We start from the raw sequence: 26269 nt of genomic DNA, 5'->3' as shown, positions 1-26269 counted from the left end.
TGTGCGGAGCTCAGCCGAATGTCGTCTGCGCGCAGGCCTTCGGCGTGGTCACGTTGACGCCGCCGAACACCACCTGGATATCGGAGCAGACGACGAAACTCCCGTCGGTGGTGGGCCGCCCGGAGCGCCAGTCGGTCTGCACCGAATCTCCGTCGGTGGCAAAGCGTTGCAGCGGGCCGCCACCGAAATAGGTCACCGAGACCGTGTAGTCGCTGTCGGCCTTGTAGGCCTTGGACAGCACATTGTCGTGGTTGGCGCCCTTGAGTTCCCTGGGCATCCCGGCCGGTGCGCTGTACCAGGCCTCTTGCCAGGTGCTGCGATTCATGTTGCGGATGACGATCGTCTGGCGCGCCCAGGTGTCCTGGGGCAGACCGATCGGCCCGCTCGGGGTCAGCAGGCTGGCCTGGGTCCGGAAGAAGCACTTGCCGTCGCTACCCGGGCAGTCGGCGGTCACCTGCATCTCTACGATGCCCTGCGGCGTCGGTATCGACGACGTCCCGGTGTTCGAGGCGGCCGATGCCGTGGGGACGGGAAGCGCGGCCAGCGCAGCACACGCCACCGCGGTTGCACCAAGAATCTTCTTCACAGCCATCCCTCCGCTCGTCTGCACGTTAGCCCGAGCACTATTCGTCGTAGGTGACTTCCACCGAATCCGATGTGGGCAAAGCCTGGCAGGCCAGGATGAGACCCTCGTCGAGATCGGACGGCTCGAGGACATCGTTGATCTCCATCTCGACACCGCCCTTGCGCATCAGCACCGCGCACGCCCCGCAATGGCCCTCGCGGCAGGAGAAGGGCGCATCCAGACCCTTGTTCAGCAAGACATCGAGCAACTTGGCCTTGCGCGGCCACTCGATCTCGTGGGTGGTCCCGTCCAGTTCGACGATCGCCTGCGCGGGGCCGCGATCATCGTCCTCTTCCACGTCGATGACGACCTGAGCGAACGGGTCCGAATCCAGAGACTTGAACACCTCGATGTGGATATGCCTGGCGTCGACTGTCTTGCAGGCCGCCTCGGCGGCGGACATGAAGGGACCGGGCCCGCAGATGAATGCCTCATGTGCTGCGAACGGTCGCACCAGGGTCGCCAAAGCATCGGTGTTGGGCAGACCCTGCACCGTCTCCAGCCAGTGGATCACCGTCAACCGGTCCGGGTGTGCGGCGGCCAACTCACGCAGCGTTTCGGCGAAGATGACCGAGTTCTCGTCCCGGTTGGCGTACACCAGGACGACCTTTCCGGTGCCCTCGGCCAGCGCGGACTTGCAGATCGCCATCATCGGGGTGATCCCACTGCCCGCGGCCAACAACAGGAAATCGGTGTCCAGCGTCTTGGGCACGAAGGTGCCCGATGGGGCAAGCACGTGCATGCGCATACCGGGATGAGCGTTGTCGCACAGCCAATTCGACGCGTACCCGTCGGCGGTCCGCTTGACGGTCACGGTCAGCTTCTCGTCACGTGCCGGTGAACTCGACAGCGAGTAGCAGCGGGCCACCGACCCGGTCCGCTCGCTGGGCACCCGCAGCGTCAGGAACTGGCCGGGCGAGTACCGCAACTTCTCGGCGGGCACATCGCTGCCGCCCGGGATGTCGAACACGAGCGACCGCGCATCGGCCGTCTCCTCGATGACGGCGGCGATCTCCAGTTCCAGCACATGGCTGCCGAGCGGTTCCTCCGTCACAGGCCTGGCCTCATTTCCCTCATAACTAGAACATGTTACAAAACTGCAGTTGCGCAGGTCCAGCCGTTGATTGAGCGCGCTACTCGACACAAATCGTAACGTGTTCTAATCTTTTGCTAGTGACGGATCTCGATCCAGGAGGCAATTCAGTGACGTCCATTGAACAGCGTGACGTGCAGGCAGTTCTGAGCGGTATCGACGATCTGTTGCCGAACCTGCGGGAACGCGCCCAGATCGCCGAAGACCAGCGCCAGGTTCCCTACGAGACCATCAACGAACTCGATGAGGTCGGCTTCTTCAAGCTGCTCCAGCCCGAGCAGTGGGGCGGCCTACAGGCCGATCCGACCGTTTTCTACGAGGCCGTCCGTCGGCTGGCCAGCGCATGCGGGTCGACCGGCTGGATCAGCTCGATCATCGGCGTGCACAACTGGCACCTGGCGCTGTTCGACCAGCGCGCCCAGGACGAGGTGTGGGGCGACGACCCGACCGTGCGTGTCTCGTCCTCCTACGCCCCGATGGGTGCGGGAACCGTGGTCGACGGCGGTTATCTGGTCAGCGGAGCATGGCAGTGGTCCTCCGGTAGTGAACACGCCACCTGGGCGTTCCTCGGCGGCCCGGTCATCAAGGACGGCCGGCCGGTGGACTTCGGCAGCTTCCTGATCCCGCGCACCGAATACACGATCGACGATGTCTGGCATGTCGTCGGACTCAAGGGCACCGGCAGCAACACCGTCGTCGTCAAGGACGTGTTCGTGCCCTCACACCGGTTCCTGTCCTACAAGGCCATGAACGACGGCACCGCGGGCGGCTACCAGAACAACACCGCTCCGGTCTACAAGATGCCGTGGGGCACCATGCATCCCACCACCATCTCGGCCCCGATCGTCGGTATGGCCTATGGCGCGTACGCCGCCCATGTCGAGCATCAGGGCAAGCGCGTCCGGGCCGCCTTCGCCGGTGAGAAGTCCAAGGACGATCCGTTCGCCAAGGTGCGCATCGCCGAGGCCGCCAGCGATATCGATGCGGCATGGCGTCAGCTGATCGGCAATGTCGGTGACGAGTACGCCCTGTTGCAGGCGGGCAAGGAGATCCCCTACGAGCTGCGTGCCCGTGCGCGCCGCGACCAGGTCCGGGCGACCGCCCGCGCCATCGCCTCGATCGACCTGCTGTTCGAGTCGGCCGGTGCCACCGCGCTGGTCACCGGCGCTCCGCTGCAGCGGTTCTGGCGGGACGCCCACGCGGGCCGGGTGCACGCCGCCAACGAGCCGGAGCGTGCCTACCTGATCTTCGGTAACAACGAGTTCGGTCTGCCGCCCGCGGACACGATGGTCTGATGACGGCCATTTCGGAGATCACATTCGAGTCGACGTCGCGGTACGCCGACGTGCAGGCCGGCGACCTGGCCATGCGGTTGCACTACCACGAGGCGGGCGACCCGACGTCGCAGACCATCGTGCTGTTGCACGGCGGCGGACCGGGCGCGTCGAGCTGGTCGAATTTCGGCCGTAACATCGCCGTGCTCGCCGAGCACTACCACGTGTTGGCCATCGACCAGCCCGGTTACGGACTGTCGGACAAGCACACCGAGCACGAGCAGTACAACCGCTACAGTGCCAAGGCTGTGCTCGGGCTGCTCGACAAGCTCGAGATCACCGGACGTGTTCCGCTGCTGGGCAATTCGCTCGGTGGTGGCACCGCGGTGCGCTTCGCGCTGGACTATCCCGATCGCGCGGGCAAGCTCATCCTGATGGGTCCCGGCGGGCTGTCGGTGAACCTGTTCGCCCCCGATCCGACCGAGGGCGTGAAGGCGCTGGCGAAGTTCAACTTCGAGCCGACCCGCGAGAACCTCGAGGCGTTCATCAGGATCATGGTGTTCGACCAGAAGCTGGTCACCCCGGAGCTGGTCGAGGAGCGCTTCAAGATCGCCAGCACCCCGGAGTCACTGGCGGCCACCCGGGCGATGGGAAAGTCGTTCGCGGGTCCCGATTTCGAGCTCGGCATGATGTGGCGCGAGGTGTACAAGCTGCGCCAGCCGGTGCTGCTGATCTGGGGGCGAGAGGACCGGGTGAACCCGCTCGACGGCGCGCTGGTGGCAGTCAAGCAGATCCCGCGCGTGCAGCTGCACGTCTTCGGGCAGTGCGGACACTGGGCGCAGGTCGAGAAGTTCGACGAATTCAACAAGCTCACCATTGATTTCCTGGGCTAGGAGGGCCCTTCCATGAGCATCAAGTCGCTGGGGTACATGCGCATCGAGGCAACCGATGTGGCGGCGTGGCGTGAGTTCGCCCTGAAGGTGCTCGGCATGGTCGAGGGACAGGGCTCCACCCCTGGTGCCCTCTATCTGCGGATGGACGAGGTCGCCGCGCGCCTGGTGATCGTGCCGGGCGAGCACGACCGATTGTTGATCTCCGGCTGGGAGGTGGCCGACGCCCCTGCGCTGCAGGCACTGCGCGAGACACTGTCCAAGGCCGGCGTCGAGTATGCCGAGGGTACCCGCGAGGAGCGTGCCGAGCGGCGCGTCGAGGGATTGATCCGCTTCAACGATCCGGCGGGCAACGTCCTGGAGGCCTTCCACGGTGCCCAGTACCTCGGCCGTCGTTTCGTCAGCCCCTACGGCCACAAATTCGTGACCGGCGAGCAGGGGCTCGGGCATGTCGTGCTCACCTGTGATGACGACGCCGCGGCGCAGGCGTTCTATCAGGACGTGCTGGGATTCCGGCTGCGCGACTCGATGAGTCTGCCGCCCCAGCTCGCCGGCCGGCCCGCCGACGGCGATCCGGTGTGGCTGCGCTTCTACGGGTGCAACCCGCGTCACCACGCGCTGGCATTCATGCCGATGCCCAACCCGACCGGCATCGTGCACCTGATGGTGGAGGTCGAGGAGTCTGATGACGTCGGCCTGTGCCTGGACCGTGCGCTGCGTCGCAACGTGAAGATGTCGGCGACCCTCGGCAGGCATATCAACGACAAGATGTTGTCCTTCTACATCAAGACCCCCGGTGGTTTCGACATCGAGTTCGGCTGTGAGGGATTGGAAGTCGAGGACCAGAACTGGGTGGCGCGGGAGAGCACCGCGGTCAGCCTGTGGGGGCACGACTTCAGCGTCGGCTTCAAGTAGTCGCCCAATGACCGCCGAAGCCATCGATCCGCGCACCTTCCGCAATGTGCTCGGGCAGTTCTGCACCGGTGTCACCGTCATCACCACCACGGCCGAGGACGTTCCGATCGGTTTCGCCTGCCAGTCGTTCGCGGCATTGTCGCTGGACCCGCCGTTGGTGCTGTTCTGTCCGACCAAGCAGTCCAGGGCGTGGCAGGCCATCGAGGCCAGCGGCAGGTTCTGTGTGAACATGCTGCACGAGAATCAGCAGCATGTCTCCGCGCAGTTCGGATCGAAGGCGCCCGACAAGTTCGCCGGGATCGACTGGACCGCATCGCCGTTGGGCTCACCGATCATCGACGGCAGCCTGGCCCATATCGACTGCACCGTTGCCTCGGTGCATGACGGCGGCGATCACTTCGTGGTGTTCGGCGCGGTGCACTCGTTGTCGGAGCCGCCTGCGCTCAAACCGCGGCCGCTGTTGTTCTACCGCGGCCAGTACACCGGGATCGAGCCCGATAAGAACACCCCGGCCCAGTGGCGTGACGACCTCGAGGCGTTCCTGACCACGACGACGTCGGATACGTGGCTGTAGCGCCCACTCGCCAGGGACGCTGTGACCCGCTAGTCGCCCACCCGCTGTAGCTTCACGTCGAGTTCGACCTTCGCCGGGCAGTCACCGATGTACTCCTGGAACGAGGTACCCGTCAGCGCGACGATGGGGTCTTGCGGGCCCTGCGGCAGGGGTAGGTCGTCGCGCGAGGTCTGCCGAACCTTGCCCACGCCGTCGGTGCATTCGGCGTCGCCCTCCGGGAAGCTGGCGCTGAAACGTCCGTCCCCGTACAGCATCACGAAAAGATTGTTGGTGTCGATCGTGGACATCAGGCTCACGCAGCGGTCGCCCGTGCGAAGACAGTAGGTCGTCGCCTTGTAATCGTGCGGCGGGAAGGTCTGCCCCGTTTCCCGGTAGGTCTGCGAATAGGTGTAGACGCCGCGCAGAGCCGCGCCGGGGGCCGGACGCAACGGCGGTTCCAGGGCCGGGTCGGGTGCGGTGACGCTGACCCCGGAGCCGGTGGTCGGGGTCAGATGGATGGCGCGCTTGTTCGCGCACAGGGCGGGCGCGGTGGCCCAGGTGTACTCGCCGTTCATCGACCCGTCGAGCTGTGGTGTCAGCGAAATGACGGTCCACCCTTGAACATCGGTGTCGACATCACCGACCTTGCACTTGTCGGGGGCCTCGCGCACCTGCAGCCAATCACCGTCGAGGTAGTCGAACACCATGGTGTACAACGGCGCTCCGGCGGCGTCCTGCGGATTCACCACGGCCACCGTGGCAACGCAGTCGGTGCCCTTGCAGACCGATCGCGCCACCCACGTCTCGGTACGGGCCGTCCCGGCGACGGGCTTGCCGTCCGGTGTCGCGGTCGGGCCGACGTCGACCTTGAAGGTGCCCTCCAGCGCCGGACCGGTCTTGCTCGCCGCCTGCTCGCCCCCGCTGTCCCGGACGGTGTAGAGGCAGGCCGCGAAGCCGCCCAGCAGGACAGCGACCAGCGCGGCCGCAGCCAGGAGTTTGACCAGCGTGCTCTTGGTGTCTTTGCTCAGCCCAATTGCCATCGCCGTAAGAATGCCATCCCAGAGTGCTTGGCAGGAACGCAATCCCACACAACGACGACGTCTGGGCTCACACCGTGCCCAGCAGCACGTCGGCGTGCTCGCGCATGCGGTCGCCGATCGCCTCGACGATGGCTTCGACTTCGGGCCTGCGCAACGTCTCGGCGCGGGTCACCAGCCAGTAGGTCAATCGCACCGACACCTCGTGGGGCAGTACCCGGACCAGGTCGTCGTGCCGATCGGCCATGAAGCACGGCAGCAGTCCCAGGCCCGCATCCGCCCGGGTCGCTTCGACGTGCACGAACACATTGGTCGAGGACACCGATTGCCGCATCGCCGGGGCGAAGCTGGCGGCCAGATCCAGCTCGTCGACCTGCAGCATGGAGTCGATGAAGTAGACCAATGGGTGTCCGGTCAGCTCGCCGACCTCCCGCGGAGTGCCGTGTTCGGACAGATACCGCCGCGAGCCGTACAGCCCGAGGCAGTAGTCACCGAGCCGGATGGCTTGTGCGCGGTGCACGGTGGGTTCGCCCACCACGATCTCGATATCGACACTCGCCCGTTGCTGACTGGCGCGGCGGGTGGCCGCCACGATCTCGACCGAGATACCGGGGTGTTCGCGTTGTACCTCCGCAGCGGCCGGGGCGGCGATATAGGCGCTGAAACCATCGGTGGCCGAGATGCGGACGACACCCTCCAGGGCGCGCGGTCTGCCCTCAGCGTCGGCCAGTGACCGCACCGCGGCCTCGATCGCCTCGGCGGCGGCGAGCACCTCACGACCACGGTCGGTCAGCTCCCAGCCGGCGCCGACGCGGGTGAGCACGCGCGCACCGATGGCCTGCTCGAGCGCTGCGATACGTCGCGAGATGGTGGTGTGATTGACCCCAAGCTGATCGGCGGCACTGACATAGCGTCCGGTCCGTCCGACTGCGAGCAGAATCAGCAGATCGTCGGCGCTCGGTACGGGCATATCTGCAGTTTTGCAGATAAGTGGTGCGTTTCTGGTCATTGTGCCCGGTGTTACCTGCATGAATACTCAGTCCTATGTGTGCCGCCGATCACAATTCACATCAGCCGACGACCGGTCTCAAACGGGTCGTCACCGCATCGATGGCCGGCACGGTCGTCGAGTGGTACGAATTCTTCCTCTACGGCACGGCCGCGACGCTGGTATTCAGCAAGGTGTTCTTCGCGCAGACGGGCAGCGAACTCGACGCCATCCTTGCCGCGTTCGTCACCTACGCAGTGGGGTTCATCGCCCGCCCGCTCGGTGGCATCGTCTTCGGCCACTTCGGCGACAAGTACGGCCGCAAGAAGCTATTGCAGTTCAGCTTGCTACTGGTCGGCGCTGCCACCTTCGCGATGGGCTGCCTGCCGACCTTCAACCAGATCGGCTACTGGGCGCCGGCGCTGCTGGTGACGCTGCGGTTCATCCAGGGCTTTGCGGTCGGCGGCGAGTGGGGTGGCGCGGTGCTGTTGGTCGCCGAGCACAGCCCCGACCGGCAGCGTGGATTCTGGGCAAGTTGGCCGCAGGCCGGTGTGCCCGCCGGCAATCTGCTCGCCACCATCGTGCTGCTGGTACTGACCACCACATTGTCCGACGCCGCGTTCCTGTCCTGGGGCTGGCGGGTGGCGTTCTGGTTGTCGGCGGTGGTCGTGCTGGTCGGCTACTACATTCGCACCAAGGTCACCGATGCGCCGATCTTCGTCGAAGCGCAGCAGGAGGCCGAGCGCATCAAGGCCAGCTCGCTGTCGGTCGTCGAGGTGCTCAAGCGTTACCCCCGTGGCGTTTTCACGGCCATGGGCCTGCGGTTCGGCGAGAACATCATGTACTACCTGGTGGTCACCTTCTCCATCACCTATCTCAAGACCCAGGTGGGCGCGGACACCAGCACCATCCTGTGGTACCTGCTGTTCGCACACGCCGTGCACTTCGCGGTCATCCCGCTCGTCGGCCGGTTGTCCGACCGCTACGGTCGCCGGCCGGTGTACATCGTGGGTGCGCTGCTGGGAGCCACCTGGGGCTTCTTCGCCTTCCCGATGATGAACAGCGGAAACTACGCGGTGGTGACGGCCTCGGTGACCGTCGGCCTGGTGATCCATGCGCTGATGTATGCGCCGCAACCGGCGATCATGTCCGAGATGTTCCCCACCAGGATGCGCTATTCCGGTGTCTCGCTGGGCTATCAGGTCACCTCGATCGTCGCGGGGTCGCTGGCGCCCATCATCGCGGTCAAGTTGCTCGACATCTACGACTCGTCGGTGCCGATTGCGATCTATCTCGGACTGGCGTGCGGAGTGTCGTTTCTGGCCGCGCTCGTCACCCGGGAGACCAAGGGCATCGACCTCAGGACGCTCGATGACGCCGACGCCCGTGACATCGCGGGGGCGCGGGCATGAGTGATCTGGCCGGCAAGACCGCACTGGTCACCGGGGCCGCGGCGGGTATCGGCGCGGCGTGTGCCCGTGAACTGGCCGCCCGCGGTGCGAAGGTCACGGTCGCCGACCGCGACACCGCAGGCGCAACGGCGCTCGCCGCCGAGATCGGCGGGACCGCATGGCCGGTCGACCTACTCGACGTGACCGGCCTCGAGGATCTGCGTCTGGATGTCGACATCTTGGTCAACAACGCCGGCGTGCAGCGGGTGGCGCCGATAGCCGAGTTCCCGCCGGAAGCCTTCCGCACCCTGCTGACGCTGATGACCGAAGTGCCCTTCCTGCTGATCCGGGCGGCGCTACCGCACATGTACGAGGCGGGGTTCGGCCGGATCATCAATCTGTCGTCGGTGCACGGACTGCGGGCCTCCGAATATAAGGTCGCGTATGTGACGGCCAAGCACGCGCTGGAGGGGCTCTCGAAGGTGACCGCGTTGGAGGGCGGCCCGCACGGAGTGACCAGCAACTGCGTCAACCCCGGATATGTGCGGACGGCGTTGGTGGACAAGCAGATCACCGATCAGGCCCGCACCCATGGCATCGACGAGCAGCAGGTCGTCGAACAGATCCTGCTCAAGGAGAGCGCCATCAAACGACTCGTGGAACCGCAGGAGGTGGCCTCGCTGGTGGGTTGGCTGGCCTCCGAACAGGCCGGTATGGTCACCGGCGCGTCCTACACCATGGACGGCGGGTGGAGCGCCCGGTGACTCCCGAGCCCCAGTGGGAACCGACCACGGCCGATATCACCGACGCACAGGTGACTGCGTTTGCCCGGTTCGCCGGTCACGAGGGTGACTACCACGACCTGTGGCAGTGGTCGGTGGACGAACCCGGGGCTTTCTGGGGCGCGCTGTGGCGCTATTTCGACCTCGGTGACATTCCGGGCGAGGTCCTGGCCGAGGACTCCATGCCGGGCGCGGTCTGGTTCCCCGGCGTGCGCCTGAACTATGTCGACCAGATCGCCCGGCAGGCCCGCACCGACCGGCCCGCCATCCTGAGTCTCGGTGAGGGATCCGCCGTCACCGAAATCTCCTGGGCCGAATTGCTCAGTCGTACCGCAGCCTTCGCCAACACACTCGTCGAACTCGGGGTGCGCCCCGGTGACCGGGTGGTGGGATATCTGCCCAATATCGCCGAGGCCGTCATCGCCTTCCTCGGTACCGCCGCGATCGGTGCGGTATGGAGCGCCTGCGGACAGGACTATTCGGCCAAGGCCGCGCTGGACCGGCTCGGTCAACTGGAGCCGATGGTGCTGGTGACCGCCGACGGCTACCGGTTCGGCGGTAAGACCCACGACAAGAGTGCCGATGTGGCCGAGCTGCGCGCCGGGCTGCCCTCGTTGACAGCGACGATCTCGGTGGCCCGGCTGGCACCGACCCCGGAGGGCCAACTCGATTTCGCGACTGTCACCGCCGGTGATGCCGAGTTGCGAACAGCCGAGCTCGAATTCGACCACCCCCTGTGGATCCTGTTCTCTTCGGGGACCACCGGGCTGCCCAAGGGGATCGTGCACGGCCATGGTGGCGTACTGGTCGAGCACCTCAAAGCCGTAGCGCTGCAGAGTGATATCGGACCCACAGACACCTTCTTCTGGTACACCAGCCCGAGCTGGATGATGTGGAACTTCCAGGTCGCCGGTCTGCTGGTCGGTGCCACGATCGTCTGCTACGACGGCAGCCCGTCCTGGCCGAGCCCGGATGCGCTGTGGGAGATGACGGCCCGACTCGGTGTCACCATGCTGGGGACAAGCCCGGGTTATGTGCTCGGTTGCGCCAAGGCCGGAGCTGTGCCCCGCACCGATCATGATCTTTCCGCGCTGCGCACCGTCGGTATCACGGGGTCATCGCTGCCGCCGTCGACCGCGCTGTGGATGCGTGACAATGTCGGCGCTCACGTCCAGGTCGCCTCGATCAGCGGGGGTACCGATGTGGTCTCGGCGTTCATCGGTGGGGTGCGCACGGTGCCCGTGTGGCCGGGGGAGCTGTCCGTACCGTTCCTGGGTGCGGCGCTGGACGCCTGGGACGAGTCGGGACAGCCGGTCCGCGGTGAGGTCGGTGAGCTGGTGATCACCAAACCCCTTCCGTCGATGCCGGTGTCGTTCTGGAACGATCCCGACGGGTCGCGGTATCGGGATGCGTATTTCGAGATGTTCCCCGGCGTCTGGCGGCACGGCGATTGGATCACCATCACCGACCGCGGCAGCGTCATCGTGCACGGCCGATCCGACTCCACGCTGAACCGGCACGGGATCCGGATGGGTAGCGCGGATATCTACCAGTCCGTCGAGCGGCTGCCCGAGATCGCCGAAGCCCTCGTGATCGGCGCCGAACAGCCCGACGGCGGCTACTGGATGCCGTTGTTCGTCGTACCCGCCGACGGCGTGACGTTGACCGACGAGCTGGTCGACAAGATCAAGCAGACCATCCGTACGGAGGTCTCACCCCGGCACGTACCCGACGAAGTCATCCTGGCGCCCGGAATCCCGCACACGCGAACCGGTAAGAAACTCGAGGTGCCGATCAAAAAACTGTTCCAGGGTGCAGATGCGGCCAAGGTGGTCGAGCGCAGTGCCGTCGATGATCCGGACCTGCTCGATTGGTACGCCGCCCAGCGTCGTTAGCGCACCGTCAGTTCCTGCAGGCTCAGGTAGCGGTCCAGAACCTGCGGAGTCGGGTCCGCCCGGTAGATCCGGCTCGACACGCTGTCCCACTCCGGCTGCTCCGCTCGGCCCGACAGGACCCAGGCCGCCTGACGCGCGGCGCCCAGCGCCACGTACTCGCCGGCCTCGGGCACATCGACGGTGGTACCGAATACGGCCGGGGCGATCTGCCGCACGGCCTGTGAGCGGGCCCCGCCGCCGATCAGTATGGTGCGCTCGGTCGGAATGCCCTGGCCGGCGATCTTCTGGATGCAGTAGGCCATGGAGCCGAGCAGACCTTCGACGGCCGCCCGAGCGATATTGGCAGGTAACAGGTTTCGCGTCGTGACGCCGTGCAGGGCGCCCGCCGCATCGGGCAGGTTGGGGGAGCGTTCGCCATCGAAGTACGGAATGAGCACCAACCCGTCGGCGCCGGCGGGTGCCGACAACGCGAGTCGGTCGAACTCGTCGAAGTCGACACCGAGCATTGCCGCGACCGCCGCCAGCACAGGTGCGCCGTTGAGGGTGCACACCAGCGGTAGGTGCCTGCCGGTGGCGTCGGCGAAACCGGCGACGATCCCCTCGCCGTCATGGGCGGGTGTCGATCCGACGGCGCTGACGACTCCGGAGGTGCCCAGCGACACCACACAGTCACCGACTGTGGCGGTCAATCCCAGTGCTGCAGCGGCGTTGTCGCCGGCACCCGGGCCCAACACCGCGCCACCGGGCGTCGTGCCCGCGCTGTCATGGGGACCGAGCACGGCCGGAAGGGCAGGCCGTCGCCCGCGAAGAGCACATTCGAGCAGATCGTGCTGGTAGCTGTCGGTCGCGGCCGAGAAGTACCCGGTTCCGCTGGCGTCGCTGCGGTCGGTGCGTAGGTCGGCGATGTCCTGCGATCCGCTCAGTCGCCAGGTGAGCCAGTCGTGCGGCAGACATACCGCCGCTGTCGCATCGGCATTGCGGGGCTCGTTGTCGGCGAGCCAGCGCAACTTGGCCGCGGTGAACGATGCGACCGGTACCACCCCGACACGCTGGGCCCATGCCTGCGCGCCGCCGAGCTCGGCGACGAGCTGCTCGGCAGCACCTGCAGAACGAGTGTCGTTCCACAACAAAGCGTCCCGGACGACGCTGCCCGAATCATCGAGACAGACCATGCCGTGTTGTTGCGCGCCCACCGAGATGGCCTCGACATCGTCGATACCCCCTGCGGCCCGGACTGCGGATTGCAGTGCCTGCCACCAGTGCTGCGGATCGATCTCGGTACCGTGGGGATGCGACGCTGTGCCGGTGCGCAGCACCGCGCCGGTCGCCGCGTCGCAGACCACCACCTTGGTCGATTGCGTGGACGAATCGATCCCGGCGACCAATGTCATGTCAGAACCTCCCGGGGAGCCTGCGTCTCATCTTGTGTTCACGCAAAGAACAAAAGGGTAGAGCATTGCCCCGAGGCAGCGCGGCGACCGTCGCTCAACAGGGTTGAGCTGATCTCGGGCATGGATGCCGACCTGCGGGCACAATGGCGGCTAGCGGTAACGACTTCCGGCGAGCGAAGGTGCAGGCTGATCTCTCATGAGCATTCTCAGCACAGATGACGGAACGCAGATCTTCTACAAGGACTGGGGCACCGGGCAACCGATCGTCTTCAGTCACGGCTGGCCGTTGTCCTCCGACGACTGGGACAACCAGATGCTGTTCTTCCTGTCCCACGGCTACCGCGTGATCGCCCACGATCGGCGTGGGCATGGGCGCTCGACGCAGACGCCGGACGGGCACGACCTCGACCACTACGCCGATGACCTTGCCGCGCTCACCGAACATCTCGACCTCCGTGACGCGGTCCACGTCGGGCATTCGACCGGTGGTGGTGAGGTGGTGCGCTATCTGGCTCGCCACGGACAGAGCAGGGTGTCCAAGGCCGCGCTGATCAGCGCGGTGCCGCCGCTCATGGTGCAGACCGACGCCAACCCCGAGGGGCTGCCCAAGAGTGTGTTCGACGACCTACAGGCGCAGCTTGCGGCCAACCGCTCGGTGTTCTATCGAGCGCTGCCATCGGGTCCCTTCTATGGATTCAATCGTGCTGGGGTGCAGTCGGATCCGGCGATCATCGACAATTGGTGGCGGCAGGGCATGATGGGTGACGCGCTTTCCCACTACGACGGGATCGTCGCCTTCTCCCAGACCGACTTCACCGAGGACCTCAAGAAGATCACGGTGCCCACCCTGGTGATGCACAGCCGCGATGACCAGATCGTGCCCTATGTTGCGTCCGGCCCGAAGTCTGCCGAGTTGTTGCAGAACGGCACCCTGATCACTTACGAGGACTTCCCGCACGGAATGCCGACGACCCACGCGGATGTCGTCAACGCGGATCTGCTGTCGTTCCTTCAGTCCTGAGTCGCTGACGCGCATTATTGGTGAGGCAACGACTCGCGCCGGCAACCGATGATTTTGGCTGTTCTGTTCGCTGATTTGGCTTCCTGAACGGGGGCGATGCAGTTATCCACAGGCGCATCGATCGGCCTTGTCACGTCAGTGGGTGCGGGTAGAATCGCTCATATGTTCGAACGGTCGGGGTTGTCGGAGCTGAGTGATGAGGTGCTCATTGCCGCGGTCACCGATGCCACACGTGCCGAAGCTACCGCCGCGGCCCGGCGGCTGGCGTTGGTGGCTGAGGTGACGGCCCGGCACTGTGAGGACGAGGACGAGTCGTCGGCGTTGAAGTTGATCGACGGATGGGCGCTGGCGAAGGCCGAGATCAGCGCGGCGTGCACTCTCGGTCCGCGCGCTGCCAGTGCGCAGATGCGCATCGCGATGGCCCTGCGTGATCGGTTGCCCCGCACCGCCGAGGCGTTCGCGAAGGGAATGATCTCGGCGAAGGTGATCGCGGCGATCACCTGGCGCACCCAACTCGTCACCGACGACGACGCATTGGCGTTGATCGATGCCGGGATCTCCGGCAGCGCCCACCAATACGGCGCGCTGTCGGAGAACGCACTGATCGCCGCGGTCGACTTCTGGGTCCACAAATTCGACCCGATCGCGGTCATCCGATCCAAGACCGCGGCCAAAGACCGCTATATCGACTTCGGCGACAGCGATGACCCTGATGGGGTCGTCTCGTTCTGGGGACGGATGCGCGCCACCGACGCCGCGATCAGCGATGCCCGCCTCAACGACCTTGCCCACGGTGTCTGTGATGGTGATCCGCGCACCGTGGCCCAACGCCGCGCCGACGCCCTCGCCGCCGTCCTAGCCGGAGCCGACCGGCTAACCTGCCTCTGCGGTGACCGCGACTGCGCGGGGTCGGGGAAAGACCCGCGCGCGGGTGCGGTGACCATTTACGTGCTCACCGGAAAAGAACCCGACACCGGGCACGGCGCCAAGCCCGCCTCGGGGCCCGCGCCAGATGGCAGCGGTACGCAGGACCCGAGGACCGATAAGGACGAAACACAGCCGGTGGCCGAGCCGCCGGCTGAGGAGCCCGCCGCGCACGATGGCAGCGCCGAACCGAAGCCCACCGCACCCGCTGCCCCGGCCGCCAGCACTCAGTCGAGCCTGGGCGCCGGGATCACCCTGGATGGGGCGATCATCCCCGCCCACCTACTGGCCGAACTCATCGCTACCGGTGCGAAAGTCCGGCCTCTGAGCAGCGCCACCGAGCTGGGTTCCGAACCCCGCTACCGACCCTCGACCGCGCTCGCGGCTTTCGTCCGCATGACATCGATGATGTGCTGCTTCCCCGGCTGCGGAAAGCCCGCCCAGCGCTGCGACCTCGACCACCTCACCCCGTGGCCGGCCGGAGCCACCCACCCGGGCAACCTGCGCCCACTCTGCCGCGAACACCACCTACTCAAAACCCTGAAAACCGGCTGGACCCCCAAAGCACACCCCGACGGCACCACCGAATGGACCGCCCCGAACGGGCACACCTACACGACGATGCCGCTCGCACCGATCCTGCTCCCGCACAACACCATCGACACCCCGATACCCAGGGCGCGACACATCACCCTGATCGGCGACCACGGCAATCCCGGCGGGCGCGACCCCGACATCCCACGGCGCCAACGCACCCGACAACACGACCGCGAATACCGCATCAACGCCGAACGCACCCGCAACGCCACCGCCATCGCCCTCGACGGCGACCCGCCGTTCTGACTACCGGCCGCTCTGGCCCGCCAACCATGGTCCCATCCGCTCGAGCGCGGTGGTGATATCCGATGCTGCTCCGGCGAAGGACAGCCGAACGAACGATCCACCATGCACGGTGTCAAAGTCCACACCCGGTGCGATGGCCACCCCGGTGTCGGCCAGCAGGCGGGCGCAAAAATCGAGGGAATCGGTGGAGTACTCGGAGATATCTGCGTACACGTAGAACGCACCGTCGGCCGGGGCCAGTCGATCAAGACCGATCTGAGCCAATCCCGTCAGCAGTACCTCGCGGTTGGCGGTGTAATCCCGAACCAGTGCTTCCGCCTCGGCCAGCGACGCCGGATCGAAGGCCGCGACCGCGGCGAGCTGTGGCAGCGTCGGCGGGCAGATGGAGAAGTTCCCGGTCAGCCGGTCGACCGCGCGACGCAGCGGCGTGGGTACCAATAACCAACCCAGCCGCCAACCCGTCATCGCGAAGTACTTCGAGAAGCTGTTGACGACAATGGGATTGCGTGAGGTCTCCCAGGCGCAACTGGTCGCTGGTGCATCCTGATACTCAAGACCGTGGTAGATCTCATCGCTGACCAACTGCACGCCCCGTTCGTCGCACCACGACACGATGGCGGCAAGATCGGCGGCCGGGATGATCGTGCCGGTCGGGTTCGCCGGGCTGGCGATGATCAACCCCTTCACCGGCGGATCGAGCGCATCGAGCATCGCCACCGTCGGCTGGAATCGGGTCTCGGGCCCGCACGGCACCTCGACGACCTCGCACCCCAGCGCCGACAGGATGTTGCGGTAACAGGGGTATCCGGGACTGGTCACCGCGACGCGATCGCCGACGTCGAAGCACGATAGGAAGGCCAACAAGAACCCACCGGTCGACCCGGTGGTGATGACCACGGCGTCCATGTCCACGTCGATCCCGTGCTTGGCGCCATACGATGCCGCGATGGCTGACCGTAGTTCCGGGATACCCAGCGCGACGGTGTATCCCAGGTTGTGCCCGGTCAGCGCCTCGGCGGCGGCGGCGCGGATCGGCGCCGGGGCCTGCGCACTGGGCTGGCCCGCAGACAGGTTCACCAGGTCGCCATGGGTGCGCTGACGTTCGGCCGCGGCCAGCCACACGTCCATCACGTAGAACGGCGGGATCCCGGCGCGCAGAGCTTCAGTAGACATCGAATCCAGGCTAGTCTGCGGGCACCATGACCACGCTGAACGACCGTCCGCACAGCGCACTTCTCGTCGTAGACGTGCAGGACCAGGTGGTTGCCGACGCGGTACGCCGTGACGAGGTCGTCGCCGCCATCGGCAGGCTGGTCGACCGGGCGCGTGCACAGAACGTTGCGGTGGTCTGGGTGCAGCATTCCGACGCCGAACTGGTGCATGGCAGCGCCGGCTGGCGCATCGTCGACGAATTGGTGCCCGCGGACACCGAACCGATCATCGAGAAGGAACATGGTGACTCGTTCGAGGCGACGGACCTCGAGGATGTGCTGCATCGGCTGCGCGTCGGCAGGTTGGTGGTCGCCGGTGCGTGCAGCGACCAGTGCGTCCGATCAACCATCCATGGGGCCTTTGTCCGCGGTTATGACGTCACGCTCGTCGGGGACGCGCACACCACCGTCGATCTCACGCAATGGGGCGCCCCGCCGCCGGAAATGGTTGTCGCGCACACCAACCTGTACTGGTCGCACCAGAGTGCGCCGGGACGTACGGCCGTCGTCGCCGATGCCGATGACGTCGCGCTGGCCTAGACGACAACGCCTAGAAAACCTCGGCTTCCAGCCGACGCAGGTGCTCGCGCGGCGACCCGAGCAGCTGAGCACTGGCATGCGCCCGTTTGAAGTACAGCTGGATATCGTGCTCCCAGGTGATGGCGATACCGCCGTGTAGCTGCACGGCCTCGGCGGCGACGTCGGTCAGCGCTTCGCTGGCGAAAACCCGTGCCAGCGAGGCCGACGCAGGTGACGGGTCGGCGATGGCGTCGTAGATGACCGCCCGCGCCGATTGCACCGTGACGTAGAGATCGGCCATCCGGTGCTTGAGTGCCTGAAAACTGCCGATCGGCCTGCCGAACTGCACCCGGTCCTTGGTGTAGGCGACCGTGAGGTCCAGCGCCCGGGCTGCGGCACCGATCTGTTCGGCGGCCAGCAACAGAGCAGCGGTATCGGAAAGCCCGGGATCGGCGCCCAGCGAGGCCGTTTCGCAGGCGGTCACCGATGACAACCGCCGGGTCAGATCCATCGTCGCGTGCGGCCGCGCGGTGACATCCGTCCACCGGGCCAGCTTGGAGCCGTCGGTGGCGATCACGATATCGGCGATATCACCGTTGACGACATACTCGGGATCGAAAACCACGGTGCCGATCAAGGCGCCCTCGGCCAGTCCCTCCAACGGCTCGTGATCCCCGACATGCAGCAACGCCAGCTCGGCCAGCGTGGTGCCCAGCAGTGGCGTGGGTACCAGCGCCTTGCCGAGCTCCTCCAGGACGACGGCGGCGTCGGCGAGCTCGCCACCGGCCCCGCCGAGGTCCTCGGGGACGATCAGTGCCGCAGCACCGACCTGCTCGCACAACAGTTTCCACAGCGACTCGTCGTATCCACGGTCGGACTCCATCGCGGTACGGACTGCCTCGGGAGTGGCGTGTTTGTCGACCAGTGCCGCAACGGTGGACCGCAGCAGTTCGCGTTCTTCGCTCACGAAAGGACCTCCAACAGGCGGCGACGATGCAGGGTCGGGTCACCCCAGGCAGAGCGCAGCGCCTGCGCTCGGAGGAGCAACAGCGACAGGTCGTGTTCCTGGGTGAACCCGATGGCGCCGTGGGTCTGCAGCGACGAACGCGCCGCCAACAGCGCGGCATCGGCGGCGGCCACCTTGGCCGCGCTCACATCGCGGGCGGTGTCCGGTGACCCCTCGGCAAGTGACAGCGCCGCCCCGTGCACCAGCGGGCGCGCCATCTCGACCGCGATGTGCACATCGGCAAGCTTGTGCTTGATCGCCTGGTAGGAGCCGATCACCCGGCCGAACTGGGTGCGCTGCTTGGCGTAGGCCACCGACAGGTCCAACATGGCCTGTCCGGCACCGACGAGCTGGGCGGCCGTGGCCAGCACCCCGAACTCGTAGGCGCGTGCGGTATCGGCGGACTGCTCGTCTCCGGACGCGACGACCTCGAAGAGCCGCCGCGTGGGATCGACCGAATCGTGCGCGGCGCCCGGTGTCGCCTCGGCCACCCGACCATCAGCGGCCGACAGCGTCAGCCCCGCGAAGTCCGCGTTGACGGCGTAGGGCACCTGCGGCGGCAGTGCCACGGTGGCGATCAATTCCCCGGCAGCCAGGGCTGCGGACCGCTCATCATCGGCAAGCAGGACGGGCGCCACGGCAATCGATTCGGTGACCGGACCCGGGACGGCCCAGTAACCCAGCCGTTCCAGCGCCACCACCAGATCGATCGGTTGCGCCTCGATGCCGTCGAACTTCTCGGCCACCGAGAGGGCGGTCACGCCGAGGTCGGTGAGCTGAGCCCACACCTTGCGGGCAGGGGCACAGTCACCGTCGGCCCAGGCCCGGATGGCGGCCGGGACATCGGCCGCGCCGAGTGCGGCATCGATACTCGACGCGAAATCGCGCTGCTGATCGTCTATCTCGAAGTTCATGACTTGGGCTTCCCCCCAGAAATCTCACGTGGCAGGCCCAGCAGGCGCTCGGCGATGATGTTGCGCTGGATCTCGTTGGTGCCGGCATAGATCGGGCCGCCGAGCGCGAACAGCAGACCCTCGGTGGTGTGATCGACGATCTCGGCATCGGCGCCCTGCAGATCCAGGGCGGTCTGGTGCAGCGCGACATCCAGATCCGACCAGAAGACCTTCGTCACCGAGGATTCCGCGCCGAGTTCGCCACCACCGGCCAACCGGGTGACGGTGCCGAAGGTGTGCAGGCGATAGGCCTGAGCCTTGATCCAGGCATCGGCAACGCGATCGGTGAACGCCGGATCGGGATTGCTCTTCCACTGCTGAACAAGTCGTTCCGCCGGTGCCAGGAATCGCGCCGGGCTGCGCAGGGACATGCCGCGCTCATTGCTCGACGTGCTCATCGCCGCGCGCCAGCCGTCATTGGGCTCGCCGATGACATCCTCGTCGGGAACGAACACATCGTCGAGGAAGATCTCACCGAAGCCGGTATCGCCGCCGAGCTGGGCGATAGGCCGCACCGTGACACCCTGGGCATGCAGGTCGAACATGAAGTACGTCAGGCCCTTGTGGCGCTGGGCCTGCGGGTCGGACCGGAAGAGGCCGAAAGCCCGCTCGCCGAACACGGCGCGCGAACTCCATATCTTCTGACCGTTGAGCAGCCAGCCGCCCTCGGTGCGCGTGGCGGTGGAGCGCAGCGATGCCAGGTCACTTCCCGACTCGGGCTCGGACCACGCCTGCGCCCAGATCTCCTCGCCGCTGGCCATTTTGGGCAGCACACGATCCAGCTGTTCCGTTGTACCGTGCGCGAACAGCGTCGGCGCCAGCATAGAGGTGCCGTTGGCGCTGGCCCGGCCGGGGGCGCCGGCGCGGAAGTACTCCTCCTCGAAGACCACCCATTGCAGCAGGCTGGCATCCCGTCCGCCGTACTTCTGCGGCCAGGCGATCACGGACAACCCGGCGTCGAAGAGCACCTTGTCCCAGGTCCGATGCTGGTCGAATCCCTCACGGGTGTCATAGGACTTGGTGGGGAAGTGATCCCGGTTGGCGTCGAGGAATTCGCGGACCTCGTGGCGGAAAGCCTCGCTGTCCTCGTCGAATGTCAGGTCCATCTCAGCTCCTCCCGTCGAGTTCGCGCAGCGTCGGTTTGACCACTTTGCCTCCAGGATTACGTGGCAGCACGTCGAGGAACACCACCGAACGGGGCACCTTGAAATTCGCCAGATGTGTACGGGTGTGAGCGATGACGGTCTCCTCGTCGAGACCGGCTCCGGGCTTGGCCACCACGAAGGCCCTGCCGACCTCGCCGAGGCGTTCATCGGGGACGCCGATCACCGCGGACTCGGCAACCCCCTCCAGACGGGCCAGTACCTGTTCGATCTCGGCGGGGTAGACATTGAACCCACCGCAGATGTACATGTCCTTGAGCCGGTCGGTGATGGTGAGATTGCCTGCGTCGTCGAGCTTCCCGATATCGCCGGTGTGCAGCCAACCCTCGTCGTCGATGGCGGCCGCGGTGGCCTCCGGATCGTCGAGGTAGCCGAGCATGACGTTGGGACCGCGCAGCAGGATCTCACCGGAGTCGTCGATGCGAAGCTCGAAATCGGCAATGGGGCGCCCGCAGGTGGTGGCCACGGTGACGGCATCGTCATCGGCGCGGCACATGGTGCCGAAGCCGGCGGCCTCGGTCAAGCCGTAGGCGGTCAGCACGATATCGATGTCGAGCTCGGATTGCATCCGTTCGATCAGCACCACGGGCACGACCGCCGCCCCGGTCACCGCAAACCGAAGTGAGGACAGGTCGTGGTCCGCGCGGCGTGGGTGGTCCAGCAGGGTCTGGTAGATCGTGGGCGGACCAGGCAGCACGGTGATCCGATGCTCGGCGACGGCTTTTATGGCCTGCTCGGGATCGAAGGTGAGCAGGGGATACAGCGTGGCCCCGGTTTGCAAGCACGCGAGAATGCCTGCCTTGTAACCGAAGTTGTGAAAGAACGGGTTGATGCACAGGTAGCGATCGGTGCTGGTGACCTGTCCGCACCCCGCCCAGGCGGCCGAGGCGTCCAGGGATTGCCGATGCGCGCACCGCACGCCCTTGCTGCGGCCGGTGGTGCCGGAGGTGAACAGGATGTCGGATACGTCGTCGGGGGAGACCGTGGCGGCCCGGGCGTCGACAGCGGCCAGTGCGCCATCCTTGTCGCCGCGGGCCATGAAGTCGTCCCAGGTGCCGTCCTGCGCGTCGATGGGGATCCGCACGATATCGCGCAGCGCGGGTAGCGCTGCGCGGTCGAGCTGACCGGTGCGGTCGGTGCCGAGGAATTCGCCGGCGGCGATCAGCAGCGGAGTGGCTGTGCGCCCGAGGATGTCGGCCGCCTCGGAGGCGGTGTAACGGGTGTTCAGTGGGACGACGATGCCGCCCGCGTAGTGGGTGGCCAGCGCGGCGACGACCCAATGCCAGGTGTTCGGCGACCAGATGGCCACGCGGTCGCCCGGCGCCACTCCGAGATCGATCATTGCCGCGGCCGCCCGCCGAACCTCGTCACGGAGCTGCCGATAGGTGAGGCGTCGGTCGGCCGTCACCACCGCGTCGTGGTCGGAAAACTGCACGGCAATCCGGTCCAGGACCGCCGGAACGGTTCTGATTCCCCGGTCGCCGTGTTCCTGCCCACCGGCCTGCGGGTCGCTCGTCATTGACGCTCCTCTAACAAAGCAAGTGCTTGGTAGGTTAGCCTACAAGGGTGATTGAGGTCGAGGAGTTCCGGGCCGAGGTCCGGCAGTGGCTCGCCGACAACCTCGTCGGCGAATATGCAGCGCTCAAGGGCCTCGGGGGTCCGGGCCGTGAGCATGAGGCCTTCGAGGAACGCCGGGCATGGAACCAGCATCTGGCCGCGGCGGGGTTGACCTGCCTGGGCTGGCCGGAGGAGCACGGTGGCCGTGGTCTGACGGTCGCGCATCGGGTGGCCTTCTATGAGGAGTACGCCAAGGCCGACGCACCGGACAAGGTGAATCACCTCGGTGAGGAACTGCTCGGCCCGACGCTGATCGCCTACGGCACACCCGAACAGCAGCAGCGTTTTCTGCCGGGTATCCGAGATGTCACCGAGCTGTGGAGTCAGGGCTACTCCGAGCCCAACGCCGGTAGCGATCTGGCCAATGTGTCGACCACTGCCGTGCTCGATGGTGATGAGTGGGTGCTCAACGGTCAGAAGGTCTGGACCTCGCTGGCGCACTGGGCGCAGTGGTGCTTCGTGGTCGCGCGATCCGAGAAGGGGTCCAAGCGGCATGCCGGACTGTCCTTCCTACTGGTGCCGCTGGACCAGCCGGGCGTCCAGATTCGTCCGATCATCCAGCTGACCGGTGACTCCGAATTCAACGAGGTGTTCTTCGACGACGCCCGCACCGAGGCCGCCCTCGTCGTCGGCGAACCCGGTGACGGCTGGCGGGTCGCGATGGGCCTGCTGACCTTCGAGCGTGGTGTGTCGACACTGGGTCAGCAGATCCGTTATGCCCGTGAGCATTCCAACCTGGTCGAACTGGCCAAGCGCACCGGCGCCGTCGATGACCCACTGATCCGCGAACGGTTGACCCGATCCTGGACCGGACTGAAGGCCATGCGGTCGTACTCACTGGCGACCATGGACGTGGAAGGAGGCGGCCAGGCCGCCCCAGGAAAAGACAACGTGTCGAAGCTGTTGTGGGCCAACTGGCATCGCGAGCTCGGCGAGATCGCGATGGACGTGCAGGGGACCGCTGGTCTGACCCTCGACAATGGCGAATTCGACGAGTGGCAGCGGCTGTACCTGTTCTCCCGCTCCGACACCATCTATGGCGGATCCAACGAGATCCAGCGCAACATCATCGCCGAGCGGGTGCTCGGCTTACCACGAGAGGCCAAAGGCTGATGAGCGCTTGCGCGAAGAGGAGACAGTACTGATGAGCGCTTGCGCGAAGAGGAGACAATACTGATGAGCCTGTCAGAAGTACCCGAAGAGATTGCCGGACACGGACTTCTGAAGGGAAAGGTCGTTCTGGTCACCGCGGCGGCCGGCACCGGGATCGGGTCGACCACCGCACGGCGGGCGCTGTTGGAGGGCGCCGACGTCGTGGTCTCCGACTTCCATGAGCGTCGGCTCGGTGAGACCTGCGAGGAGCTCGCGGCGCTCGGACTGGGCAAGGTCGATGCGGTGGTGTGCGATGTCACCTCCACCGAGGCCGTCGACAACCTGATCGCCGAATCGGTGCACAAGGCGGGACGACTGGACGTCCTGGTCAACAACGCCGGACTCGGGGGCCAGACGCCCGTTGTCGACATGACCGACGATGAGTGGGATCGCGTCGTCAACGTGACGCTGACCTCGGTCATGCGTGCCACCCGGGCGGCGCTGCGCTACTTCCGGGACGCTCCGCATGGCGGCGTCATCGTCAACAACGCCAGCGTGCTCGGCTGGCGTGCTCAGCACTCGCAGTCGCACTACGCCGCGGCCAAGGCCGGTGTCATGGCGCTGACTCGCTGCAGCGCCATTGAAGCCGTCGAGTACGGGGTCCGGATCAACGCGGTGTCCCCGAGTATCGCGCGGCACAAGTTCCTGGAGAAGACCTCATCGGCAGAGTTGCTGGACCGTCTGGCCGGCGACGAGGCTTTCGGTCGTGCGGCCGAGCCATGGGAGGTCGCAGCCACCATCGCCTTCCTGGCCAGCGACTACTCCAGTTATCTGACCGGAGAGGTCATCTCGGTCTCCAGTCAGCGCGCTTGACCGAATAGCAACCGCTCGCAAAAGCATCACGCCGCAGCGGCCCGGACAGGGCGCTGCGGCGTGATGTTCGATATCGGATGCGGTCAGTCGGTGCTGTCGCCTCCGGCGGGCGCGCTCCGGTCGGGCCCTTCGGCACGATCGTTCGACTCGTTGGCCGTGGCGCTATCGGTGGACACGGACTCGGTGACGGTGGTCGCGGCGGAACGCGACTCGTTCGTCCGAGCATCGGTCTTGGCGTTGTCCTCGGTTCCGTCGGTGGTGGTGTCGGAATCGGCACCCTCGGATGCGGAGGAGATGAACGCCGCCCGCGCGGACTCGGCGCTCTCCGAGTCCTCGGAATCGGTTTCCGTGGTGGAGGTTTCGGTGACCGAGGTCAGTTCTTCGGTCGTTTCCTCCGTCACCGCTGCCGTCTCGTCGGATGCGGCTGCTTCCGGAGTCTCGGCCTCGTTCGTCGCATCACTGGAGACCAATGACGCGGAGACATCGCCGCCGTCTGGACCGGCGCCGAGGGTGTCGGCAGTCGCGCCGGCAGGGGCTACCGGGTGGTAGTTGAGCAGGTTGTCGATGATGGTCCTGGCGTTCTCATTGACACCGTTGAGCCCGGTGCTGATGTTGGTGATGACGCCGTTGATGCCACCGATCACGTTGTCGGCGACGATATCGCGGACCGAGTTGACCGCCGTGTTCACCGCATTGCCCAGATTGACCACCAGTTCGGCGGCCTGCCCCAGCCCGATCTGGGTGAGCACGGCGGCGGCGGTGGCGGCGAGATTTGTGGTCAGCTCGGTGACGAGGCCCGCGGTGGTCCGGGTGACCCCTGCCAGCAGGCTGCCGGGAGTGGTGAGCAGCGACGTACCGATCGTGATACCCGCACCCGTGACGTCGAATCCGCCATTGAACAGTCCACCCAGTGCGGTGGTGTAGCTGGCCAGATCGAGGGGGTTTGTCCCGATGGCGTCCAGTGCGACGTTGAGGCCGGTCTGCACACCGATCACGGCTTTCGCCGTGGCGTCCGTGATCGGTGACAACGCACCGAGCAGCGGGAATCCGATCTCGACCAGCCCGTTGAGGACGCCGGCGTTGTTGATGATCTTGATCGGGTTGATGGCGAGACCCTGGATGACACCGACCACGCCGGTGAGTAGCTGACTGCCGCTCTGCTGGGCGAGTGTGTTCAGCGCGGAGTTCAGCGAGTCCACGGCGAGATTGACCTGGCCGGTGATCCCGCTGAAGCCCAGACCGACGACGCCGATGACACCCCCGAGGGTGGCATTCAGCGCGGTCGAAAGAATGCTGTTGGTGCCGGCAGGGCCGGAAAGCAGGCCGGTGTCATGGTTGGGGTCCTGTCCCACCAGGCTGTCGCCGATGATGTTCACCACGCCGGCCAGCAGACCCGTATAGCTGGACAACTTGAACGGGTTGTTGATCACATCGGTGATGGCGTAGAGCGCGGTGTTCAGCGAGCCGATCAGCGTGCTGCCGATGATGTTGGTGATATCGCCGGGCAGTGTGACGGTCGCACCGGCGATCCCGTTGATGCTCTCCGCCGTCATCGCCAGGCTGGCCTGGGAGTAGTTGCTGACCGCGGTCACAAGGGTGCCCAGGACACCGGTTCCGGCGGCAGCGACGATGGGATCCCAGAAGCCGGTGTTGAGGCGCTGGGCCTCGGCGAGGGCGCCGGCAAGCGTGTCGGTGGTGAAGGTCTCGACCGATCCGATGCCGTTGGTGATATCGGCGAGGCCGGTGCGCAGGGCCGCGATCAAACGGTCGACGTCCGCGGGGTTGATGACGGCGGCCAACTGCACCTCGGCGGTGCTGACCTTGGGAATCGCAATGGTACGGCCCTCGGTCGGGACCATCAGCGGGGTGAGCGCGATGGCGCTGGCCGCGGTCAGCGCGACTCCCGCCGTGAAGTAGGGACGGGCTGAAATCTCCATGAGCGGTTACCCCTTGAAACTGGTCAGTTGTATCGGATAGATCAGGGCGAGCTTATGGAGCACGGACCTGCCGCAGTCGTATTTTGCGAGAACGTCAGTTGTGGCTAGATCGCACACGAGTTAGCTGAACCGGCGGTACCGCAGTAATTCGACGGGGGACTGGACCGCGGTCTGCGCGCCGACGCGATAACGAGGGGATTGCTACAAGGGATCGCTGTCAGCATTCGCGCAGATGTCGCACAGGAAAGCGTGTTACGTGCAGATTGCCGGAATCTC

General features: G+C 66.1%; 23 protein-coding genes. 12 read left to right on the top strand and 11 right to left on the bottom strand.

Going from position 1 to position 26269, the window contains the following annotated elements:
• Nucleotides 1–10: 10 nt before the first annotated feature.
• The gene (locus tag PGN27_RS11575; RefSeq protein ID WP_335326248.1) at nucleotides 11–592 is read right to left on the bottom strand and encodes a hypothetical protein; all 582 of its coding nucleotides are present in this window, start codon (nucleotides 590–592) and stop codon (nucleotides 11–13) included.
• A gap of 31 nt (nucleotides 593–623) precedes the next feature.
• On the bottom strand, nucleotides 624–1679 hold the full coding sequence (locus PGN27_RS11570) for a 2Fe-2S iron-sulfur cluster-binding protein (RefSeq protein WP_335326247.1): 1056 nt from the start codon (nucleotides 1677–1679) through the stop codon (nucleotides 624–626).
• Nucleotides 1680–1828: 149 nt separating this feature from the next.
• On the opposite strand from PGN27_RS11570, the gene hsaA reads away from it, so the two are divergent.
• Genes hsaA through hsaB form a run of 4 tightly spaced genes read left to right on the top strand, consistent with a single transcriptional unit; the run spans nucleotide 1829 to nucleotide 5371 of the window.
• Nucleotides 1829–3013 (top strand): 3-hydroxy-9,10-secoandrosta-1,3,5(10)-triene-9,17-dione monooxygenase oxygenase subunit, encoded by a 1185-nt coding sequence (gene hsaA, locus PGN27_RS11565; protein ID WP_141866506.1) that lies wholly within the window; start codon nucleotides 1829–1831, stop codon nucleotides 3011–3013.
• Complete coding sequence (gene hsaD / locus PGN27_RS11560; protein WP_335326246.1) at nucleotides 3013–3885, top strand: 4,5:9,10-diseco-3-hydroxy-5,9,17-trioxoandrosta-1(10),2-diene-4-oate hydrolase; 873 nt, start codon at nucleotides 3013–3015, stop codon at nucleotides 3883–3885. Before hsaA ends, hsaD begins: the two co-directional genes overlap by 1 nt.
• 12 nt (nucleotides 3886–3897) lie before the next feature.
• Nucleotides 3898–4797, top strand: coding sequence for an iron-dependent extradiol dioxygenase HsaC (gene hsaC / locus PGN27_RS11555; protein ID WP_141866502.1), 900 nt, complete (start codon nucleotides 3898–3900; stop codon nucleotides 4795–4797).
• A 7-nt stretch (nucleotides 4798–4804) separates the two neighbouring features.
• Nucleotides 4805–5371, top strand: a complete 567-nt coding sequence (gene hsaB, locus PGN27_RS11550) for a 3-hydroxy-9,10-secoandrosta-1,3,5(10)-triene-9,17-dione monooxygenase reductase subunit (RefSeq protein WP_335326245.1) — start codon at nucleotides 4805–4807, stop codon at nucleotides 5369–5371.
• A 29-nt stretch (nucleotides 5372–5400) separates the two neighbouring features.
• On the opposite strand, the gene PGN27_RS11545 is transcribed toward hsaB, so the two are convergent.
• Together PGN27_RS11545 and PGN27_RS11540 are read right to left on the bottom strand one after the other, a co-directional pair.
• A complete protein-coding gene (locus PGN27_RS11545; RefSeq protein ID WP_030137097.1) occupies nucleotides 5401–6390 on the bottom strand; it encodes a hypothetical protein in 990 nt (329 codons plus the stop codon).
• 67 nt (nucleotides 6391–6457) lie between these two features.
• Nucleotides 6458–7396: a LysR family transcriptional regulator gene (locus PGN27_RS11540; protein WP_335326244.1), complete on the bottom strand. Its 939-nt coding sequence runs from the start codon at nucleotides 7394–7396 to the stop codon at nucleotides 6458–6460.
• 35 nt (nucleotides 7397–7431) lie between these two features.
• Between PGN27_RS11540 and PGN27_RS11535 the strand changes: the two genes are divergently transcribed.
• From PGN27_RS11535 to PGN27_RS11525, 3 genes are read left to right on the top strand one after another with little or no spacing between them, the layout of a single operon-like run.
• Nucleotides 7432–8787, top strand: a complete 1356-nt coding sequence (locus PGN27_RS11535) for an MFS transporter (RefSeq protein WP_335326243.1) — start codon at nucleotides 7432–7434, stop codon at nucleotides 8785–8787.
• Nucleotides 8784–9530: a 3-hydroxybutyrate dehydrogenase gene (locus tag PGN27_RS11530; RefSeq protein WP_335326242.1), complete on the top strand. Its 747-nt coding sequence runs from the start codon at nucleotides 8784–8786 to the stop codon at nucleotides 9528–9530. Before PGN27_RS11535 ends, PGN27_RS11530 begins: the two co-directional genes overlap by 4 nt.
• Nucleotides 9527–11443: an acetoacetate--CoA ligase gene (locus tag PGN27_RS11525; RefSeq protein ID WP_418888586.1), complete on the top strand. Its 1917-nt coding sequence runs from the start codon at nucleotides 9527–9529 to the stop codon at nucleotides 11441–11443. The genes PGN27_RS11530 and PGN27_RS11525 overlap by 4 nt, the downstream gene beginning before the upstream one ends.
• Here the strand turns inward: PGN27_RS11525 and xylB are convergent.
• Nucleotides 11440–12834, bottom strand: coding sequence for a xylulokinase (gene xylB, locus PGN27_RS11520; RefSeq protein ID WP_335326240.1), 1395 nt, complete (start codon nucleotides 12832–12834; stop codon nucleotides 11440–11442). The genes PGN27_RS11525 and xylB overlap by 4 nt on opposite strands.
• Before the next feature lie 196 nt (nucleotides 12835–13030).
• Between xylB and PGN27_RS11515 the strand changes: the two genes are divergently transcribed.
• Complete coding sequence (locus PGN27_RS11515; protein WP_335326239.1) at nucleotides 13031–13855, top strand: alpha/beta fold hydrolase; 825 nt, start codon at nucleotides 13031–13033, stop codon at nucleotides 13853–13855.
• 162 nt (nucleotides 13856–14017) lie between these two features.
• The gene (locus tag PGN27_RS11510; RefSeq protein WP_335326238.1) at nucleotides 14018–15622 is read left to right on the top strand and encodes an HNH endonuclease signature motif containing protein; all 1605 of its coding nucleotides are present in this window, start codon (nucleotides 14018–14020) and stop codon (nucleotides 15620–15622) included.
• Here PGN27_RS11510 and PGN27_RS11505 read toward each other — a convergent pair whose 3' ends face one another.
• Entirely contained in the window at nucleotides 15623–16795 is a 1173-nt protein-coding gene (locus tag PGN27_RS11505) for a pyridoxal phosphate-dependent aminotransferase (protein ID WP_335326237.1), read from the bottom strand. It abuts the gene before it with no gap.
• A 26-nt stretch (nucleotides 16796–16821) separates the two neighbouring features.
• Between PGN27_RS11505 and PGN27_RS11500 the strand changes: the two genes are divergently transcribed.
• Entirely contained in the window at nucleotides 16822–17373 is a 552-nt protein-coding gene (locus PGN27_RS11500) for an isochorismatase family protein (RefSeq protein WP_335326236.1), read from the top strand.
• Nucleotides 17374–17383: 10 nt separating this feature from the next.
• On the opposite strand, the gene ipdE2 is transcribed toward PGN27_RS11500, so the two are convergent.
• From ipdE2 to fadD3, 4 genes are read right to left on the bottom strand one after another with little or no spacing between them, the layout of a single operon-like run.
• Nucleotides 17384–18319 (bottom strand): acyl-CoA dehydrogenase IpdE2, encoded by a 936-nt coding sequence (ipdE2, locus tag PGN27_RS11495; protein WP_335326235.1) that lies wholly within the window; start codon nucleotides 18317–18319, stop codon nucleotides 17384–17386.
• On the bottom strand, nucleotides 18316–19272 hold the full coding sequence (locus PGN27_RS11490; RefSeq protein ID WP_335326234.1) for an acyl-CoA dehydrogenase family protein: 957 nt from the start codon (nucleotides 19270–19272) through the stop codon (nucleotides 18316–18318). The genes ipdE2 and PGN27_RS11490 overlap by 4 nt, the downstream gene beginning before the upstream one ends.
• Entirely contained in the window at nucleotides 19269–20417 is a 1149-nt protein-coding gene (locus PGN27_RS11485; protein WP_335326233.1) for an acyl-CoA dehydrogenase family protein, read from the bottom strand. Before PGN27_RS11485 ends, PGN27_RS11490 begins: the two co-directional genes overlap by 4 nt.
• Nucleotide 20418: 1 nt before the next feature.
• Nucleotides 20419–21993, bottom strand: coding sequence for a 3-((3aS,4S,7aS)-7a-methyl-1,5-dioxo-octahydro-1H-inden-4-yl)propanoate--CoA ligase FadD3 (gene fadD3 / locus PGN27_RS11480; RefSeq protein WP_335326232.1), 1575 nt, complete (start codon nucleotides 21991–21993; stop codon nucleotides 20419–20421).
• 47 nt (nucleotides 21994–22040) lie between these two features.
• On the opposite strand from fadD3, the gene ipdE1 reads away from it, so the two are divergent.
• Nucleotides 22041–23204, top strand: a complete 1164-nt coding sequence (ipdE1, locus tag PGN27_RS11475) for an acyl-CoA dehydrogenase IpdE1 (RefSeq protein ID WP_335326231.1) — start codon at nucleotides 22041–22043, stop codon at nucleotides 23202–23204.
• 63 nt (nucleotides 23205–23267) lie between these two features.
• Entirely contained in the window at nucleotides 23268–24056 is a 789-nt protein-coding gene (gene ipdF / locus PGN27_RS11470; protein WP_335326230.1) for a (5R,7aS)-5-hydroxy-7a-methyl-1-oxo-2,3,5,6,7,7a-hexahydro-1H-indene-carboxyl-CoA reductase, read from the top strand.
• 83 nt (nucleotides 24057–24139) lie between these two features.
• Here ipdF and PGN27_RS11465 read toward each other — a convergent pair whose 3' ends face one another.
• Nucleotides 24140–25993 (bottom strand): hypothetical protein, encoded by a 1854-nt coding sequence (locus PGN27_RS11465; protein ID WP_335326229.1) that lies wholly within the window; start codon nucleotides 25991–25993, stop codon nucleotides 24140–24142.
• Between the last annotated feature and the right edge of the window lie 276 nt (nucleotides 25994–26269).

It is taken from the genome of Mycolicibacterium neoaurum (genome assembly GCF_036946495.1).
In the GTDB taxonomy this organism is placed as follows: domain Bacteria; phylum Actinomycetota; class Actinomycetes; order Mycobacteriales; family Mycobacteriaceae; genus Mycobacterium; species Mycobacterium neoaurum_B.
This window is presented reverse-complemented; position numbering and strand designations above follow the sequence as displayed.

What these genes read in the sequence shown, in the direction of transcription:
- PGN27_RS11505 (WP_335326237.1), bottom strand. Translation starts at nt 16,795, where the DNA reads ATGTCTACTGAAGCTCTGCGCGCCGGGATCCCGCCGTTCTACGTGATG.
- PGN27_RS11545 (WP_030137097.1), bottom strand. Translation starts at nt 6,390, where the DNA reads ATGGCAATTGGGCTGAGCAAAGACACCAAGAGCACGCTGGTCAAACTC.
- PGN27_RS11535 (WP_335326243.1), top strand. Translation starts at nt 7,432, where the DNA reads ATGTGTGCCGCCGATCACAATTCACATCAGCCGACGACCGGTCTCAAA.
- PGN27_RS11490 (WP_335326234.1), bottom strand. Translation starts at nt 19,272, where the DNA reads ATGAACTTCGAGATAGACGATCAGCAGCGCGATTTCGCGTCGAGTATC.
- PGN27_RS11485 (WP_335326233.1), bottom strand. Translation starts at nt 20,417, where the DNA reads ATGGACCTGACATTCGACGAGGACAGCGAGGCTTTCCGCCACGAGGTC.
- PGN27_RS11500 (WP_335326236.1), top strand. Translation starts at nt 16,822, where the DNA reads ATGACCACGCTGAACGACCGTCCGCACAGCGCACTTCTCGTCGTAGAC.
- ipdF (WP_335326230.1), top strand. Translation starts at nt 23,268, where the DNA reads ATGAGCCTGTCAGAAGTACCCGAAGAGATTGCCGGACACGGACTTCTG.
- PGN27_RS11465 (WP_335326229.1), bottom strand. Translation starts at nt 25,993, where the DNA reads ATGGAGATTTCAGCCCGTCCCTACTTCACGGCGGGAGTCGCGCTGACC.
- PGN27_RS11540 (WP_335326244.1), bottom strand. Translation starts at nt 7,396, where the DNA reads ATGACCAGAAACGCACCACTTATCTGCAAAACTGCAGATATGCCCGTA.
- PGN27_RS11515 (WP_335326239.1), top strand. Translation starts at nt 13,031, where the DNA reads ATGAGCATTCTCAGCACAGATGACGGAACGCAGATCTTCTACAAGGAC.
- PGN27_RS11575 (WP_335326248.1), bottom strand. Translation starts at nt 592, where the DNA reads ATGGCTGTGAAGAAGATTCTTGGTGCAACCGCGGTGGCGTGTGCTGCG.
- hsaC (WP_141866502.1), top strand. Translation starts at nt 3,898, where the DNA reads ATGAGCATCAAGTCGCTGGGGTACATGCGCATCGAGGCAACCGATGTG.
- xylB (WP_335326240.1), bottom strand. Translation starts at nt 12,834, where the DNA reads ATGACATTGGTCGCCGGGATCGATTCGTCCACGCAATCGACCAAGGTG.
- hsaB (WP_335326245.1), top strand. Translation starts at nt 4,805, where the DNA reads ATGACCGCCGAAGCCATCGATCCGCGCACCTTCCGCAATGTGCTCGGG.
- PGN27_RS11530 (WP_335326242.1), top strand. Translation starts at nt 8,784, where the DNA reads ATGAGTGATCTGGCCGGCAAGACCGCACTGGTCACCGGGGCCGCGGCG.
- PGN27_RS11510 (WP_335326238.1), top strand. Translation starts at nt 14,018, where the DNA reads ATGTTCGAACGGTCGGGGTTGTCGGAGCTGAGTGATGAGGTGCTCATT.
- hsaD (WP_335326246.1), top strand. Translation starts at nt 3,013, where the DNA reads ATGACGGCCATTTCGGAGATCACATTCGAGTCGACGTCGCGGTACGCC.
- fadD3 (WP_335326232.1), bottom strand. Translation starts at nt 21,993, where the DNA reads ATGACGAGCGACCCGCAGGCCGGTGGGCAGGAACACGGCGACCGGGGA.